Genomic DNA, 14,908 nt, shown 5'->3' with positions numbered 1-14,908 from the left:
GGAGCCCCACCCCATGACCACCGCCACAGGCCGGCACAGCGACCGGCGGATCAGCCCCGTGTTCATCGGGATCGTGGCCGTCGCGGCGGTGACCGGCTGGGCGACCTGGACCGGGTTCGCCGAGCAGCCCGGCGTCGCCGTGTTCCTGTTCGTGACGGCGGCGTGGATCGTCTCGCTCTGTCTGCACGAGTACGCGCACGCGCGCACGGCCCTGCACAGCGGCGACATCTCGATCGGCGCGAAGGGCTATCTGACCCTGAACCCGCTGAAGTACACGCACGCGCTGCTCAGCATCGTGCTGCCGGTCCTGTTCGTCATCATGGGCGGCATCGGGCTGCCGGGTGGCGCGGTGTTCATCGAGCGGAGCCGGATCCGGGGCCGCTGGAAGCACAGCCTGATCTCGGCGGCGGGCCCGCTGACGAACGTGCTGTTCGCGGTGGTCTGCACCGCCCCGTTCTGGCTGGACGCGCTGGACGGGGTACCGGCCGACTTCCAGTTCGCCCTCGCGTTCCTGGCGCTGCTGCAGGTCACGGCCGCGCTGCTGAACTTCCTGCCGATCCCGGGCCTGGACGGCTACGGCGTCATCGAGCCCTGGCTGTCGTACAAGATCCGCCGCCAGGTGGAGCCGTACGCGCCCTTCGGTCTGCTCTTCGTCTTCGCGATCCTGTGGATCCCCGAGGTGAACAACCAGTTCTTCGACGCGATCGACGCGCTGCTGCGGACGCTGGGCATCGACGAGATCAGGACGTACTGCGGGCAGAACCTCTACCGGTTCTGGACGGAGACGGACCAGTACTGCTCGATCGGCGGGTGACGTCAGCCGGTGACGGAGGGCGCCGACGCCCTGCGGCGCATCCGGTCCCGGCGCACGTAGTACCAGGTCATGTTGGACGACAGGCCCGCGAGCAGCACCCACACGATCCCCAGCCAGCTGCCCTGGACGAAGGAGACGACGGCCGCCGCCGTGGCGAGGACGCAGACGACGAGGGCGTAGAGGGCGAGTCGGGACATGGGGTCTGCTCCTGTCGGGGAACTCCGGGGGCCCGGCGCCGCGGCGCGCGGGTTCCGGAGGGGGACACTGCTCGGCTCCAGTGTCCCCCACGTCCGCCGGGCCCCCTGACGCGGTCCTAGACGTCGGTGAGGCGCAGGCCCGCGTGGGCCTTGTAGCGGCGGTTCACCGAGATGAGGTTCGCGACCAGCGACTCGACCTGGTGGGCGTTGCGCAGCCGCCCGGAGAAGATGCCGCGCATACCCGGGATGCGGCCGGCCAGCGCCTGGACGATCTCGACGTCGGCGCGCTCCTCGCCGAGCACCATCACGTCGGTGTCGATCTCCTCGATCTGCGGGTCCTGGAGCAGCACGGCCGACAGGTGGTGGAAGGCGGCGGTGACACGGGAGTCCGGCAGCAGCGCGGCGGCCTGTTCGGCGGCGCTGCCCTCCTCGGGCTTCAGCGCGTACGCGCCCTTCTTGTCGAAGCCGAGCGGGTTCACGCAGTCGACGACGAGCTTGCCGGCCAGTTCCTCCCGCAGCGACTCCAGGGTCTTGCCGTGTCCGTCCCACGGCACGGCGACGATCACGATGTCGCTGCGGCGGGCGGTCTCGGCGTTGTCGGCGCCCTCGACGCCGTGTCCGAGCTCGTCGGCGGCGGCCTGCGCGCGCTCCGCGGCCCGCGAACCGATGATCACCTTCTGCCCGGCGCGGGCCAGCCGGTAGGCGAGACCCTTGCCCTGCGGACCGGTGCCGCCGAGTACGCCGACGACGAGCCCGGAGACGTCGGGAAGGTCCCAGGGGTCCTTGGCGGGGGCCTTCTGTGCACTGTCAGTAGAGGTCATGGGCCGACTTTACGTGCGTGGTTCCGGTCGGCGCCGCTCACGTGAGGGCCGTCACGGGGATCCGCCGGAAGGTGATCGTCTCGTACGCGCCGAAGTCGCCCGTCTCGTGGAGGAGTCCGACCGTGTCGTCGTCGACGCGGACGAGATCGGAGTAGGCGGCGGGCAGTCCGTCGACCGTGTGTGCCGTGCGCCAGGTGACGCCGTCGTCGGTGCTGGCGCGGACCGTCATCAGGGCGCGGAAGCCGGGGTCGGCGGGGCCCGAGTAGAGGAGCACGTCGGGTGCGCGAAGCTGGAGCAGGCTGCCCTCGACGACGGGGCCGACGAGTCCTGCCTGCGGGCGGAAGGGCTTGACCAGGGTCAGGCCGCCGTCCCGCGAGTAGGCGTCGGCGCGGGTGCCGGGGGCGGTGGAGTCGTTGCGGGTGTTGAAGTAGACGCGGCCGTCGGGGAGTTCGGCGGCGGTGGTCTCGTTGACGTTGACGTAGTTGCCGGGGTTGTCGTCGACGTATCCGATGCGCCAGGTCGCCCCGTGGTCGTCGCTGAGCAGACAGTGCCCGCCGTTGTATTTGCCCTCGGTGCCGGTGTCCGTGCCGGTCGGCGGGAGGGAGTGGTTGGCGGGGACGACGACCCGGCCGGTGGTGAGCTGCAGGGCGTGGCCGGGAGTGGTGGCGTACCAGCGCCAGGGCGCCTTCTTCGCCTGCGCGGTGATCTCGCGCGGGCCGGACCAGGTACGGCCGTCGTCGTCGCTGTGCCGGACCCAGACGCGGCGCCCGTCGGCGGCGCCCACCTTCCCCCGGCGGATGGCGTCCTCGGTGGCGAGGGCGGCGTTGCACACGTGGACGAGCAGGATCCTGCCGGTGTCGAGGACGACGGGGGCGGGGTTCCCGGCGAGCGCCTCGCCGTTCGAGGCGGCCACCTGGAGCGGCCCCCAGGTCACTCCGCCGTCCGTGGACCGCTTCAGGACGATGTCGATGTGGCCGAAGTCGTCCCGGGAGCCGACCCTGCCCTCGCAGAAGGCGAGCAGGGTTCCCTCGCCGGTGGCGACGACGGCCGGGATACGGAAGCTCGCGTAGCCCTCCTGCCCGGCCCGGAACGGCACGGACACCTGGCTGTCGGCGGCGGCGTCGGCCTCACTGCTCGGCCCGGGGCTCGGCTCTGGGCTTGGCTCGGTGCTGGTCATGGATACCTCTCCTTGCCGGCCGGGTGAAGGTGAACGGGCCACTCTGCCCAGGATGGGCGAATTCGCCGTGAACGGCGTCTGACGGGCAGTCGGCTGCGGCAGGATGCGGCCCCATGGATGCCGTACGGGTGGCCTTGTTGCGTGAAGTGCTCGCCGGGACCGAGTGGCCGGGCGCCACACGGCGGTTCGCGGGGGCGCTGCGGTCGTCCGTGCTGCCGTACGGGGGCGGGCTGCTGCTGGTGGGGACGACGGAGTACGAGCCCTGGCACCTCGCCGCCCATCTGGTGGACGAGGCCGCCTGGTCGGGCACTCCGGAGCTGACACCGACGCTGGTACGGCACGGGGCGCGGCCCGGGGACCCGGCCCATCTGGCGGTGGGGCTCGGCCGGATCGAGGCGGCCCGGCGCGGCGAGACGCTGCTCGTCGTGGCGCCGGGCGCGCCCGGGGCGCCGCTCCTGGAACGGGTGCACGACGCGCGGCGGGCCGGGGCGACGGTCCTCGCGCTGGACTCGGGCGACCGCGAACTGCACGCGATGGCGCACGAGGCGCTGGCGGTGCCGCGCGAACAGGGCCCGGACACGGGGCTCGATCTGGACACCGTTCAGCATCTGGTCAGCGCGGCCACCGGGGAGAACTCGCTGCCCGCGCCCCGGAGCCGGCGGCGGTTCACCGACCGGCTGGCGCGGCTGGCGGACCGGTTGACGGCGCCGCCGCCCGCGCGGTGGTGAGCCGAGGGCCGCCCGGGCAGGGCCGCTCCGGTCGAAAAAGCGTTTGTCCGCGGCGGGGTCGCGACCGCAGCATGTCCCGTCGTGACGGAACTGAGCAAGCCCGAGCCCAAGGCCGATTCGCGGTGGCGGGCGCTGTTGCCCGATCTCGCGCCGTGGCGGACCTCCGCCGACTTCCGGCGGCTGTGGGTGGCCGGGCTCATCACCAACTTCGGCAGCTTCCTGACGTTCGTCGCGCTGCCGGTGCAGATGAAGGAGCTGACCGGTTCCGCGGTCGCCGTCGGCGCGATCGGTGCCGTGGAACTCGTACCGCTGATCGTGTTCGGGCTGTACGGCGGGGCGCTCGCCGACGCCCTGGACAAGCGGCAGCTGATCATATGGACGGAGGCGGGGCAGGGCGTGCTGTCTGCCGTCCTGCTGGTCAACGCGCTGCTGCCGGAGCCGCTGGTGTGGCCGCTGTACGTCGTCGCCGCGCTGTCCTCCGCGCTCGTCGCGGTGCAGCGGCCGGCGCTCGACGCGCTCACCCCGCGGATCGTCCGGCACGAGCACCTGCCGGCCGCCGCCGCGCTCAACTCGCTGCGCTGGACGGTCGGCGGGGTCGCCGGGCCCGCGGTCGCGGGGCTCGTCGTGGCCTACGCGGGGCTCGGCTGGGCCTATGCCGCGGACCTCGGCACGTTCGTCGTCTCGCTCGTCCTCGCCGTGGGGCTCGCCGCGTCGCCCGCCGCGCACGAGGCGGCGAAGCCGTCGCTGAGGTCGATCGCGGAGGGCGCCCGGTACGCGTGGAGCCGCAAGGAACTGCTGGGTACGTACGCGATCGACCTGGCCGCGATGTTCTTCGCCTTCCCGCTCGCCGTGCTGCCCTTCCTGGCGGACGAGCTGGACGCCGAGTGGTCGCTCGGGCTGATGTACGCGGCGCTGCCTGCGGGGTCGCTGCTGGTGAGCCTGACGAGCGGGTGGGCCTCGCGGATCCATCGGCACGGGCGGATGGTGGTGTTCGCGGCGGCGTGCTGGGGGCTCGCGATGGTGGCCGCGGGGGCGGTGCACGACGTGTGGCTGGTGCTGCTGTTCCTGACGCTGGCCGGCTGCTTCGACATGGTCAGCGGGATCTTCCGGGCGGCGATGTGGAACCAGACGATCCCCGACGAGCTGCGGGGGCGGCTCGCAGGGATCGAGCTGCTGTCGTACTCGGCCGGGCCGCAGCTGGGGCAGGTCCGGGCGGGTGGGATGGCCGCGGTGTTCTCCGTGCGGGCGTCCGTGTGGGCCGGGGGTGTGCTGTGCGTGGCCGCGGTGGGGGCGTTGGCGGTGTGCCTGCCGAAGCTGATGACGTACGACGTGCGGACGAACGAGCATGCGGTGCGGATGAAGTCCCTGCGGGCCGGTGGGGGGTGAGCGGGCGGTTCCCCGCGCCCCCTTGAAAGCCAAAAGACTGCGCAGTTCCCCGCGCCCCTAAAAGCAAAGACCAAAGACTGCGCTGTTCCCCGCGCCCCTGAGGGCGAAAGGCAAAAGATTGCGCCGTTCCCCGCGCCCCTGGGGGGGGGTGGGCGCGGGGGCTTCGTCCAGTGCTCTTGGTGGGCGGGTGGGTGGGGGAAAGAGGGTCAGTTTTCGTCTGCGCTTCCTGCGGCGGGGTCGTGCCAGCGGGGGTCCGTCTCCCAGTCGAGGTTGCGCTCACGGGCCGTGTCCATCGCCCGCTGGGCCTCCTCGCGGGACGCGTACGGACCGAAGCGGTCCTTCGCCGGGCACTCCGGGCCCTCCTCCACCTTCTTGTGTTCCAGGCAGTAGTACCACTCGCCCGGTTTACCGACCGTCCGCTTCTTGAACAGGGCCATGACCAGCTCCTCTCGCCACCGACATGTTCCCCCATCTCCGCTGGTTAGACTCGCTGGCATGTCTGGCCAGTCGCTGCTCGTCCCAGGGGAACTGTCCCCCACCCGTTCCGTGCCCGGAAACATCCGCCGCCCGGAGTACGTCGGCAAGCCCGCGCCGACCCCGTACACCGGGCCGGAGGTGCAGACCCCCGAGACGATCGAGGCGATGCGTGTCGCCGGCCGGATCGCCGCGCAAGCCATGGCCGAGGCCGCGAAGCTCATCGCGCCCGGCGTCACCACGGACGAACTGGACCGGGTCGCGCACGCCTACATGTGCGACCACGGCGCCTACCCGTCCACGCTCGGTTACCGCGGCTTCCCCAAGTCCCTGTGCACCTCCGTGAACGAGGTGATCTGCCACGGCATCCCGGACTCCACGGTCCTGCGGGACGGCGACATCATCAACCTCGACGTGACGGCGTACATCGGGGGCGTGCACGGCGACAACAACGCCACGTATCTCGTCGGCGACGTGGCCGAGGAGTCGCGGCTGCTGGTCGAGCGGACCCGGGAGTCGCTGGAGCGGGCCATCAAGGCGGTCAGGCCCGGCCGCCAGATCAACATCATCGGCCGGGTCATCGAGTCGTACGCGAAGCGGTTCGGGTACGGGGTCGTCCGGGACTTCACCGGGCACGGCATCAACTCGTCGTTCCACTCCGGGCTGATCGTCCCGCACTACGACAGCCCGCACGCGACGACCGTGATGCAGCCCGGGATGACGTTCACGATCGAGCCGATGCTGACGCTGGGCTCGTACGACTACGACATGTGGGACGACGGGTGGACGGTCGTCACGAAGGACCGGCTGCGGACCGCGCAGTTCGAGCACACGCTGGTCGTCACGGACAGCGGGGCCGAGGTTCTCACGCTCCCGTAGCCAGCCTGCCATCGAACCGCCCGCTCGTCGAGAGCGGGCGGTTCTTTTCTTTTATGTGGAAGCGACGGAAATTCGGGGTACGTTTTTACCGACAGGGCGTCGGGAACCCATTGACTTAGGTAAGCCTAACCATAGAAGATTGGTTCGGCTCCCGTCTCCCCCGTTCAGCCCCGGAGGTCCTCATGACATCGTCGAGTACGCCGTTCTCGACGCTCATCCGCACCGCGTCCCACGAGCAGCACGTGGAGGCGGAGACCTCGACCTTCATGAGCGACCTGCTCGGCGGCAGGCTCGGCGTGGAGGCGTACGCGCGCTACACGGAACAGCTGTGGTTCGTGTACGAGGCGCTGGAGTCGGGTGCGCGGGATCTTTCCGGCGACCCGGTGGCGGGGCCGTTCATCCAGCCCGAGCTGATGCGGCTCGCCTCGCTGGAGCGGGACCTCGCCCATCTGCGGGGGCCGGGGTGGCGGGACGGCGTCACCGCGCTGCCGGCGACGCTGGAGTACGCGGCGCGGGTCGCCGAGTGCGCGCGTACGTGGACCGGCGGGTACGTGGCGCATCACTACACGCGGTATCTCGGGGATCTCTCCGGCGGGCAGATCATTCGCGGGACGGCGGAGAAGACGTGGGGGTTCGCGCGCAAGGGGGACGGGGTGCGGTTCTATGTCTTCGAGGACATCGGGAATCCGGCCGCGTTCAAGCGGGGGTATCGGGAGTTGCTTGACGCGCTTCCCGTGGACGACCTGGAGAAGCAGCGGGTTGTTGCCGAGTGCCGGCGGGCGTTCGCGCTGAACACGGGGGTTTTTCGGGCACTGGGAGAAGAGTTCCGCATCAGCGCGTGACGTTCCACTGGGGGTCGCGTTCTCGGGTGCGGGTCCGTTGTGGCTGGCCGCGCAGTTCCCCGCGCCCCTAAAAACAAAAGACTGCGCCGTTCCCCGCGCCCCTAAGGGCGAAAAGCAAAAGATTGCGCAGTTCCCCGCGCCCCTGGGTGGGCGAAGGCCGAAGCGCAACCGCGCCCCTGAGGGCGCAGAGGCAAAGGCAAAGGCCGGGGCAAAGGCCGGGGCGCAGCCCCGCCTTTGAGGGGCGCGGGGAACTGCGCGGCCAACCCCCACCGGACCCGCACGGGACCACAGGCCGGGGCGCAGCCCCGTCCTTTAAGGGGCGCGGGGAACTGCGCGGCCAACCCCCACCGGACCCGCACGGGACCACAGGCCGGGGCGCAGCCCCGCCTTTAAGGGGCGCGGGGAACTGCGCGGCCAGCCACAACGGACCCGCGCTGGACATCCCCCACCCGCCCCGACCAAAACGTGTCAGCGTTCCAGGAAGACCCTGCCGCCCAGTTCTATCCAGCCTTCCGGCTGCGGCGCCGTGAGGAGTTGGGAGCCCGTGCCCTGGACGATGTTCAGGGCACGCCCCAGCTGCGCTGTCAGCTGGAGGGCCGCCGCACCCGTCGCCTCGTCCTCGTCGATGCCGTCACCCCGGCCAGGGAAGCCGCGCGCCCGGACGCGTCCCGCCGCCTCGTCCTCCCACGCCCAGGCGTACAGCCACTCCCCCGCAGGCGGCACGGCCAGCGCCTCGACCTCGGCCGCGGTGGCGAACTGCCGCAGCGTGCGCGGCCGCGGCCACTCCGGGCGCGCCTCGATCCAGGTGAACTCGCCGTCCAGCCGGGTGCCCACCACGCCCGCGGGCGTGACGAGTTCGGGTACGTCCAGCAGCCAGGCCACGCCCACGCAGGGGTATCCGGCGAACGGCAGCCGCACGCTGGGCGTGTAGATGTCGATGACCCCGCGCTCGGGGTCGTCGACGAACACCGTCTCGCTGAAGCCGAGTTTCGCCGCGAACGCCTGCCGTTCGTCCCGCTCGGGGAGGACGGAACCCTCCCGTACCACCCCGAGTTCATTGCCGTACTCGCCGCGGGGCCCGCAGAAGACCCGCACCACGTCGTAATCAGTCACTCCGGCATTCAAACATCATGACGACGACGTGTGGTGCGGGCACTTCCCGGTCGGGCTGTTCAGGCCGGTCAGGCCTGGGTGGAGTCCGTCAGCCGGCGGCGGCGTACCGCGAACACCACACCCGCGCCAGCCGCGACGGTGGCCGCGGCGGCCGCTCCGAGCGCGCCGACGGGGACGTCGGAGCCGGTGGAGGCGAGGTTCCCGGTCACACCACCCGTGGTGGACCCGGTCGTGCCCGCGCCGCCCCCGGTGGTCCCACCGGTCGTGCCGCCCGTGGTGCCACCGGTCGTGCCACCCGTTCCGGACGTCGACGTCGGGTCGGTGTCCGGGAGTTCGGCGTCCGCGGTCAGGGCCACCGCGATGTCGACCGGGTCGAGTTCGGCGCCGGTCTGGTAGAAGCCGCCGAAGGCCTCCGCGCCCGCCTTGGTGAGGGTGGTGGTGACGTCGTCGAGGGTGATGACGTCCTTCTCCGCGGTCAGGTCGGCCGACTTGGGCTTGAGTTCGGCGAGGGTCACGTCCTCGGACTTCTCACCGAGGCTCTCGACGTCGGCGGTCAGCTTGCCGGAGCCGCCGTCGATCTCCGCCTTCAGGTCGCTGAGGGTGAGGTCGAGACCGTAGGTGCCGTTGTCCTCATGGCCCTTGAAGTTGACCGAGCCCTTGAAGGAGGCCTTGAGGGTGTCGGCGTCCGTGTCGTAGGTGCCTGTGGCGTCGGGGAAGGTGAAGACGCCGTTGCCGGAGGCCTGCTCCGCCCCGCCCGACACCGTGATCTTGCCCTTGGCGACGCCGTCGACGACGTACGTACGGAAGGACTGCTTCACGCCCCAGCCGAGCGTGCCGTAACTGATGTCCCCCTTGGTGGCGGCCTCGGTGGGCGAGGGCTTCGGGGTCGCCGATCCCGTCGGCTTGGGGGTGGCGGTGGTGGTCGGGGTGCTCGTGGGGGTGCCGGTCGGGGTGGCCGGCGGGGTGGTGGTGTCCGTGGGCGTCGGGGACGGCGACTCGGCCTTCTTCTCGACCACCGTCAGGGGGTCGCCGGCCGCACCCGTGTAGGAGGAGCTGCCGAAGACGTCGCCCGCCTCCTTGGTCAGCTTGGTCGTCATGTCCGTCATCGTGCGGTTGACGGTGACCTCGGCGAGCGGCACGTCCTGCTGGGTCGTACCGGCCTTCGTCACATCGGCGGTGACTCTCGCGTCCTTGCTGTCGAACTTCACGTCGGACAGCTTCAGTTCGAAGCCGTGCGCCTTGGAGACGATGTTCAGGGTGCCCTCGAAGCCGAGTGCGACGGTGTGGGCCTCGGAGTCGTAGCTCCCGGTGCCGTTGACGAAGGTGAACACGCCGTTGTCCTTGGCCTGCGTGGCACCGGCCTCGGGCGTGAAGGTGCCGGCCGCCATGCCCGTCACGTAGTTGCGGTACGACTCCTTGATGCCCCAGGTCAACTCGTAACCCTTGAGCGGTACTTCGGCGGCGGAGGCGGACGTGACGGCGAGCGCGGTGGCGCCGAGCGTGACGGCGGTCGCGCAGGCTGCGGCAAGGGCTATGGGACGGCGGCGGTTGGCGGCCATGGTCGTGGATCTCCTCGGTTCAGGGTGCGTGCAGTGTGTGGGAGTCCGCGCAACTCGCGGACAGGGCGCAGAAGTTCAGTTCTCGTCGGGGGCGTCCGGGGTCGCGGCGGTGGCGGTGGCGGTCTGCGGCGTACGGCGCCTGCGGATGATCAGGAAGGCCGCGGCGATCGCGGCCAGGGAGGCGACCGCGAGGCCGATGGGCAGGACGGGGACGTCCGATTCGCTCGCGGCGGCCTCGGTCTTCGGCTCGGCCTTCTTCGGTTCGGCCGCCGCGGCCTCGGGCGTGGCCGACTCCGCGCTGCCCAGGTCGGGCAGGGCGGGCAGTTCGGCCTGGGCGGTCAGGGCGACGGCGAGGGACACCGGGTCCATCTCCGTGCCCGCCTTGTACATCCCGCCGAAGGCCTCGGCGCCCTTGGCGGTGAGCTTCGCGGGGGCCTCGGTGACCTGGGCGAGCCCGTCCTCGGCCTTGAGGTCCTTGGCGGTGAAGGTGACCAGCGGCACCTTCTTCCGCGTGTCCGTCCCCGTCTTGCCGCCGCTCGTGACGTCAGCGCTCGTGACATCGGCGTACAGCGTGCCCTTGCCGTCGTCCGTGACCTTGGCCCGGATCCCGCCGAGCTTCAGGTCGAGGCCCTGCTCGCCGGTGAAGCGGACGGCTCCGGTGAAGGCCGCGTCGAGGGTCCCCTTCTTCTCGTCGTACGTGCCCGAGCCCTCGGGGAAGCGGAAGAGCGCGCCGCCGTCCTGGGCGCCGTCGCTGAGCTTCCACTCGCCCTGCGCGATGGCGCCGGTGACGTACTCGCGGAAGGTCCTGCGCACCCCCCAGTCCACGGCGCCGTTCTCGATCCGGCCCGAAGTCTCCTTCTTCGCCTTCGGCTTGGAGGTGGACGCGGTCGGCGAGGGGGTCGGCGTACGGGTCGGTTCGGCAGCCGCGGCCTGTACGTCCGCGGAGAGGCTGACCGGGTCGAGGGCGGTGCCCGCCGTGTAGTAGCCGGCGAAGGACTTGGCGCCCTGGGCGGTCAGCGTGGCGGGCAGGTTGTTCAGCTGGACGGCGTTGCCGCCGCCCTTCATGTCGATACCGCCGAGGGAGAGGGAGGCGAAGGGCACCTGCGAGGACGACGTGACCGCCCCGGTGCCCTTCGCCTTGCTGACGATGTCGACGTAGAGGGTGCCGCCGTTGCCCGCGAGGCGGACGGTGGGGCGACTGATCGTCAGGTCGAGCTGGTAGGTGCCGTTGTCCTCCTTGTGCCCGAGGAAGTGGACACCGCCGGAGAAGCCGGCGTTGAACGCACCCGAGGAACCGTCGTACGTGCCGGTCGCCGAGTGGAAGCGGAACTGGCTGCCGCCGACCGTGGCCGCGCCCCCGGCGAGGGAGAAACTGCCGTTCGCTATCGGCCCGGTGACATAGCTCTGGAAGGAGGATTTGATGCCCCAGTCCAGTCGGCCGCCCTGCACGGTCCGGCTCGCCGCGTGGGCCTGGCCGGCCGGGAGCAGCGCCGCGACAACTGCCGCGCAGAGCAGGGGTACGTAGGTGCGTAGGGGCGGGCGGGCTGGCATGTGTCCTCCGGGGCGGGGGATCTGGCCGGATACGGCTGCGTCCTGGCGGGAAAGGTAAGGCTAACCTAAGCTATGCCCTGCCGGGACGGGAAGCACGGGATGAGACATACGGGGACCGCGGGTTGTTTTTCGACTGACGGTTCGTCGTGGCTCGTCGCGCAGTTCCCCGCGCCCTTGACGGGCGCAGCCCCGCCCGCGCAGGGCCCAGTTGCCGATTCGGCCGATCGAAAGGAACCACACGACCGTGGGACGCATGCGTGTACGAGTGGCGGGTGCGCTGCTTGCGGTGCTTGTGGTGGCGGGGTGCGCCTCCAGCGAGGGGACACCCGAGCCGGGCGGGAAGGCCCGCGCCGCCGCCGATCGGGTCGAGCCCCTCTCGGACACGTCGGAGCCCAGGCTCCCGGTCACCGTGCGGTCGGCCGACGGCCACGACGTCACGGTCGAGGACGCCGAACGCATCGTGCCGCTCTCCGGCAGTCTCAGCGAGATCGTCTTCACCCTCGGCCTCGGCGACCGGGTCGTCGCCCGTGACATCACCGCCACCTTCGCTCAGGCGGAGAAGCTGCCGGTGGTCACCCGCAACCACGACGTCTCCGCGGAGAGCGTGCTGTCCCTCAAGCCCGATCTGGTGCTCGCCGAGGCCACCACCGGGCCGGCCGAGGCGATGGGCCAGATCCGCGACGCGGGCATACCCGTCCTCGTCGTCGACCCGGCCCAGGGCCTCGACGACGTGGGCCCGCGCATCGAGGCGGTGGCCCGCGCCCTCGGCGTACCGGCCGCCGGCAAGGAGCTCACGAAGCGCTCCGAGGACCGGATCGCCGCCGTGCGCGCGGACGTTCCGAAGAAGACCGACGCGCCGCGGGTCGCCTTCCTCTACCTCCGCGGCTCCGCGTCCGTCTATCTGATCGGGGGCAAGGGCTCGGGGGCCACCTCGCTGCTCGAAGCGGCGGGCGCGGTGGACGCGGGCGCGGAGTCGGGCCTGAAGAAGGACTTCACCGCGATCACCACGGAGGCCCTCGCCCAGGCGGCCCCCGACGCGATCCTCGTCATGTCCAAGGGACTTGAGTCCGTCGGCGGCATCGACGGCCTGGTCAAGATTCCCGGCGTCGCGCAGACCCCCGCCGGGATGGACCGCCGGGTCGTCTCCATCGAGGACGGCGTACTCCTCAACTACGGGCCCCGCACGGACGCCGTACTGAAGTCCATCGTCGCCCAGCTGTACGGGGACGAGAAGTGAGCGTGACCGACAAGGCCGCGTCCCGGGCCCCCGAGAACCCCGCCGAAGCTCCCCCTGCCGGGACCTCCCCTTCCGAGACTCCTTCCTCCGAAGCTCCGGCCCCCGGACCTGCGGCCCCCGAAAGCCCGGCTCCCGAGGCTCCGGCCACCGAAAGCCCGGCCGCCGAGGCTCCGGCTCTCGAAGCCCCGGCTCCCGACACCCCCGCCGCCTTCGCCCGCGGCGGTGTCACGCGTCCCCGCCGCAGCGTGCCCTGGCTGCTCACGGCCGGGCTGGCCGCCCTCCTCCTTCTTCTCACCCTCGCCTCCGCCGGGCTCGGCGCGTACGAGATCCCGCCCGGGGACGTCCTGTCCTCCGTCGCGCACCGCATGGGTCTCGGCGGTGGCGAACTGGCCCGTGTCCCCGAGTCCGTGCTGTGGAACGTGCGGTTCCCGCGGATCGTGCTCGCGCTCCTCGTCGGCGCCTCGCTGGGCTGCGCGGGCGCGCTGATGCAGGGCGTGTTCGGCAATCCGCTCGCCGAACCGAGCGTCATCGGCGTCTCGTCGGGCGCGGCGGTCGGCGCGGTCGCCGCGATCTCGCTCGGTCTGAGCTTCCTGGGCACCTGGACGATCCCGGTCTTCGCCTTCGTCGCGGGTCTCGGCACCGCGCTGCTCGTGTACTCGACGTCCCGCTCGGGCGGCCGTACCGAGGTCGTGACGCTGATCCTCACCGGAATCGCGGTGAACGCCTTCGCGGGCGCGCTGATCGGCCTGTTCATCTTCCTGGCCGACACCGCCGCGGTGAACCAGATCACCTTCTGGCAGCTCGGCTCGCTCTCCCAGGCGACCTGGCCGAAGGTGCTGGCGGTCCTGCCGTGCGCGGTGGCCGGACTCGCCGTCGCCCCGTTGTACGCACGCAAGCTGGACCTGCTGGCGCTCGGCGAGCGCCCGGCCCGGCATCTGGGCGTGGACGTCGAACGGCTTCGTATCGTGCTGGTCCTGGTCGTCGCGCTGCTGACGGCCGCCGCCGTCAGCGTCTCCGGGGTCATCGGCTTCGTGGGCCTCGTCGTGCCGCATCTGCTGCGGATGGTCGCGGGTCCCGGCCACCGCTTCCTCGTTCCCGGCAGCGCGCTGGGCGGTGCGGTCGTGCTGCTCGCGGGCGACCTGGCAGCGCGTACCGTCGCCGAGCCCGCCGAGCTGCCGCTCGGTGTGCTGACCGCTCTCTTCGGCAGCCCGTTCTTCTTCTGGCTGTTGCGCAGGACCCGTCGCAGGCAGGGAGGCTGGGCATGAGGAGGCGCGGAGGATGGCTCCGTACGGGGATCGCGGCGCCCGGACCCGTGGCCGCCGGTGACGTGCTCGCCGGGGCCGAGGCCCTGCATGTCCGGCTCGGCGCCCGCGAGGTGCTGTCCGGCGTGGACGTAGAGGCCCGCGCCGGTGAGGTGCTGGCGCTCGTCGGCCCCAACGGGGCAGGTAAATCGACTCTGTTGGGCGCGCTGGCCGCCGACCTCCCGGCGGCCGAGGGCCTCGTACGGGTCCACGGGCGCCCGGTGTCCGAGTGGTCGGCGCACGAACTGGCCCTGCGCCGGGCGGTGCTCCCCCAGTCCGCCTCGCTCTCCTTCCCCTTCCCCGTCGAGGAGGTCGTACGGATGGGGCGGGCACCCTGGGCGGGCCGGCCCGAGGAGGCCGAGGACGACGCGGCGGTGGCGTCGGCCATGCGGGCGACCGAGGTCACCGCGTTCGCGGGCCGGCCCTTCTCCGCGCTCAGCGGCGGCGAGCGGGCCAGGGTCGCGCTCGCCCGGGTGCTCGCCCAGCGGGCCCGGCTGCTGCTGCTCGACGAGCCGACGGCCGCACTGGACCTCAGACACCAGGAGCTGGTGCTGCGGATCTGCCGCGAAAGGGCGCACGAAGGGGACGCGGTGGTCGTGGTGTTGCACGATCTGGGTCTCGCCGCCGCGTACGCGCACCGGGTGGTGATCCTGTGCGCCGGGCGCGCGGTGGCCGACGGGGCGCCCTCGGAGGTCTTCACCGACCGACTGCTTTCGGACGTCTACAAACAGCCGGTGGAGGTGTTCCCCCACCCGCGCACGGGCGGGGTCATGGTGGCTCCTGTCAGGGGTTCTTGACCCGTCTTTGACCGTTTCGTGGGGGGTGGATA

The 14,908-nt window shown here is 71.6% G+C and carries 15 protein-coding genes; 8 read left to right on the top strand and 7 right to left on the bottom strand.

What is annotated here, in order from left to right:
• The first annotated feature begins 13 nt into the window (after positions 1-13).
• A complete protein-coding gene (locus tag J8N05_RS15060; RefSeq protein WP_210883212.1) occupies positions 14-814 on the top strand; it encodes a site-2 protease family protein in 801 nt (266 codons plus the stop codon).
• A gap of 2 nt (positions 815-816) precedes the next feature.
• On the opposite strand, the gene J8N05_RS15055 is transcribed toward J8N05_RS15060, so the two are convergent.
• The 3 genes from J8N05_RS15055 to J8N05_RS15045 form a co-directional block, all read right to left on the bottom strand.
• Positions 817-1,011: a hypothetical protein gene (locus tag J8N05_RS15055; RefSeq protein WP_210883211.1), complete on the bottom strand. Its 195-nt coding sequence runs from the start codon at positions 1,009-1,011 to the stop codon at positions 817-819.
• Positions 1,012-1,127: 116 nt separating this feature from the next.
• On the bottom strand, positions 1,128-1,832 hold the full coding sequence (gene npdG, locus J8N05_RS15050) for an NADPH-dependent F420 reductase (RefSeq protein ID WP_210883209.1): 705 nt from the start codon (positions 1,830-1,832) through the stop codon (positions 1,128-1,130).
• Between the two features lie 37 nt (positions 1,833-1,869).
• Positions 1,870-3,009: a sialidase family protein gene (locus J8N05_RS15045; RefSeq protein ID WP_210883208.1), complete on the bottom strand. Its 1,140-nt coding sequence runs from the start codon at positions 3,007-3,009 to the stop codon at positions 1,870-1,872.
• 113 nt (positions 3,010-3,122) lie between these two features.
• Between J8N05_RS15045 and J8N05_RS15040 the strand changes: the two genes are divergently transcribed.
• On the top strand, positions 3,123-3,737 hold the full coding sequence (locus J8N05_RS15040) for a hypothetical protein (RefSeq protein ID WP_210883207.1): 615 nt from the start codon (positions 3,123-3,125) through the stop codon (positions 3,735-3,737).
• Between the two features lie 81 nt (positions 3,738-3,818).
• Positions 3,819-5,123, top strand: coding sequence for an MFS transporter (locus J8N05_RS15035; RefSeq protein ID WP_383943065.1), 1,305 nt, complete (start codon positions 3,819-3,821; stop codon positions 5,121-5,123).
• A 206-nt stretch (positions 5,124-5,329) separates the two neighbouring features.
• On the opposite strand, the gene J8N05_RS15030 is transcribed toward J8N05_RS15035, so the two are convergent.
• Entirely contained in the window at positions 5,330-5,560 is a 231-nt protein-coding gene (locus J8N05_RS15030; RefSeq protein WP_210883206.1) for an SPOR domain-containing protein, read from the bottom strand.
• A gap of 58 nt (positions 5,561-5,618) precedes the next feature.
• Here J8N05_RS15030 and map point away from each other — a divergent pair, with 58 nt between their 5' ends.
• A complete protein-coding gene (gene map / locus J8N05_RS15025) occupies positions 5,619-6,476 on the top strand; it encodes a type I methionyl aminopeptidase (RefSeq protein ID WP_210883205.1) in 858 nt (285 codons plus the stop codon).
• Between the two features lie 182 nt (positions 6,477-6,658).
• Positions 6,659-7,318, top strand: coding sequence for a biliverdin-producing heme oxygenase (locus J8N05_RS15020; RefSeq protein WP_210883204.1), 660 nt, complete (start codon positions 6,659-6,661; stop codon positions 7,316-7,318).
• A gap of 468 nt (positions 7,319-7,786) precedes the next feature.
• Here J8N05_RS15020 and J8N05_RS15015 read toward each other — a convergent pair whose 3' ends face one another.
• From J8N05_RS15015 to J8N05_RS15005, 3 genes are all read right to left on the bottom strand, one after another.
• On the bottom strand, positions 7,787-8,431 hold the full coding sequence (locus tag J8N05_RS15015) for a PhzF family phenazine biosynthesis protein (RefSeq protein ID WP_210883202.1): 645 nt from the start codon (positions 8,429-8,431) through the stop codon (positions 7,787-7,789).
• A 68-nt stretch (positions 8,432-8,499) separates the two neighbouring features.
• Positions 8,500-9,990 carry an HtaA domain-containing protein gene (locus J8N05_RS15010; RefSeq protein WP_210883201.1) on the bottom strand — a complete coding sequence of 497 codons (1,491 nt, stop codon included), beginning with the start codon at positions 9,988-9,990 and terminating at the stop codon, positions 8,500-8,502.
• 75 nt (positions 9,991-10,065) lie between these two features.
• Positions 10,066-11,541, bottom strand: a complete 1,476-nt coding sequence (locus J8N05_RS15005; protein ID WP_210883199.1) for an HtaA domain-containing protein — start codon at positions 11,539-11,541, stop codon at positions 10,066-10,068.
• Between the two features lie 253 nt (positions 11,542-11,794).
• Between J8N05_RS15005 and J8N05_RS15000 the strand changes: the two genes are divergently transcribed.
• The 3 genes from J8N05_RS15000 to J8N05_RS14990 are packed head-to-tail and all read left to right on the top strand — an operon-like array spanning position 11,795 to position 14,876.
• Positions 11,795-12,778 (top strand): heme/hemin ABC transporter substrate-binding protein, encoded by a 984-nt coding sequence (locus J8N05_RS15000; protein ID WP_210883198.1) that lies wholly within the window; start codon positions 11,795-11,797, stop codon positions 12,776-12,778.
• The gene (locus J8N05_RS14995; protein WP_407699909.1) at positions 12,775-14,043 is read left to right on the top strand and encodes a FecCD family ABC transporter permease; all 1,269 of its coding nucleotides are present in this window, start codon (positions 12,775-12,777) and stop codon (positions 14,041-14,043) included. The genes J8N05_RS15000 and J8N05_RS14995 overlap by 4 nt, the downstream gene beginning before the upstream one ends.
• A complete protein-coding gene (locus tag J8N05_RS14990; RefSeq protein WP_210883197.1) occupies positions 14,040-14,876 on the top strand; it encodes a heme ABC transporter ATP-binding protein in 837 nt (278 codons plus the stop codon). The genes J8N05_RS14995 and J8N05_RS14990 overlap by 4 nt, the downstream gene beginning before the upstream one ends.
• Positions 14,877-14,908 lie beyond the last annotated feature (32 nt).

It is taken from the genome of Streptomyces liliiviolaceus (assembly GCF_018070025.1).
GTDB classification, from domain to species: domain Bacteria; phylum Actinomycetota; class Actinomycetes; order Streptomycetales; family Streptomycetaceae; genus Streptomyces; species Streptomyces liliiviolaceus.
This window is presented reverse-complemented; position numbering and strand designations above follow the sequence as displayed.